The organism is Corallococcus carmarthensis (genome assembly GCF_003611695.1).
GTDB classification, from domain to species: Bacteria; Myxococcota; Myxococcia; order Myxococcales; family Myxococcaceae; genus Corallococcus; species Corallococcus carmarthensis.
In genome coordinates this window covers 1-1,416 of the sequence record NZ_RAWE01000447.1, presented here as the reverse complement: position 1 = coordinate 1,416, position 1,416 = coordinate 1, and the positions used below count along the sequence as shown (strand labels likewise).

Sequence of the window (1,416 nt, the reverse complement as noted above, 5' to 3'; positions counted from 1 at the left end):
GCTAGTACCACCTGATCAGATTCGTGAGGGGCCGCGCGGCAGGTTCGAGTCGTCGACGAGCCTGCGGCAGAGGGGGCAGACGCCTATCCAGTGCAACAGCACCTGTTGAAGACGGCGGCGGACTTCAGGCAGCGTCCATTTCACCCGGCCCCGGGGGGGAAAGCGCTCGTCGGAGCGCGAGAAAGCCATGGGCCATGGCGCAGAGGGTGGCGTGGTGGTGGAAGCCCCGCCAGGTGCGGCCCTCGAAGTGGTCCAGGCCGAGTTCCTGTTTCATCTCCTGGTAGTCGCGCTCGATGCGCCACCGCAGCTTGGCCAGGCGCACCAGGGTGCGTATGGACGTGTCAGCTGGGAGGGAGGAGAGCCAGAATTTCGTGGGGGCCTGCGCTCCCTGGGGCCATTGGCACAACAACCACTGCTCATCTCCAGGCGGCACTCCATTCATATGCCGGTGCGCCGTCCGGATGCGGACGGCTGCGAAGCGAGAGGACTGCCAGCCACGGCTTCCCTCGCGCCAGCTGACTGCGCGGTACTTCAACTCCTTGGCCATCACGCCCACCAACACCGGCGGATGCTTGTCGTCGTAGTGCCGAGAGGAAGGCCGGCCGCGACTGCCCGGCGGCTTCTTGCGAATGGTTGGGGTGCTGCCTGGCGGCCAAACAGACGTCTCGCCCTTGATGCCAACCACATAGTCCAGCCCTCGCTCGACGAGGCCATCGCGAAAATCCCCGCAGTCCCCGTAGCCCGGGTCGGCAAGCACGACATGCTTGCGCACGCCAGAGGCAAGCGCCGAGTCCAACTGCGCCAGAGCCAGCCGCCACTTCTCCGTGAGGCCCACGTCCTCTGGAATGCCTGCCTTCTTGCGACGTGCAGTGTCCTTCGCCCAGGCCTCTGGGAGGTACATCTGCATGCCGATGCAGCCAGAGCCATTCTCGCCCGCCAGGTGCAGACTCACCGCCACCTGGCAGTTGTCGATTCGCCCCAGCGTGCCCGAGTACTGGCGTGCCACGCCGGCCGAGTGCGTCCCCTTCTTCGGAAAGCCCGTATCGTCAAGGACGAACGCCTCCAGTCCCGGCAGTTCCCGCTCCAGCTTTTGGCCCAGGCGTCGGAACACCTCCGCATCGGACCATCCGCTGATGACGACGCACTCCTGAAGCCGCTGGCGCATCGCCTCCGTCTCTGACGCGTTATCTACCAGCCGAGCCGCCATGGGTTGAATGCTCTTGCGCTCGCCGTCGAGCAGCAGCCCCGTCACGTACGCCGCCATCGCGGCGCGCCGCTCGGGGCGGCCCATGCCTTCCACCATCGAGTCGAGGTACTCGCGCAACTCCTCATCGAGTCGCTTCAGCGTCCGCCGGTCCATCGCGACCGTAGATCATGATCGACCGGCGGCTTCAACAACCGACTAAGTGGTACTAG

The 1,416-nt window shown here is 65.7% G+C and carries 1 protein-coding gene; it reads right to left on the bottom strand.

The window, feature by feature from the left end; translation table 11 throughout:
- Window positions 1-124: 124 nt before the first annotated feature.
- Window positions 125-1,360 (bottom strand): IS701 family transposase, encoded by a 1,236-nt coding sequence (locus tag D7X32_RS44345; RefSeq protein WP_244239525.1) that lies wholly within the window; start codon window positions 1,358-1,360, stop codon window positions 125-127.
- Between the last annotated feature and the right edge of the window lie 56 nt (window positions 1,361-1,416).

Excerpts from the sequence above, each read along its gene's own strand:
- D7X32_RS44345 (WP_244239525.1), bottom strand. The coding sequence starts at position 1,360 with ATGGACCGGCGGACGCTGAAGCGACTCGATGAGGAGTTGCGCGAGTAC.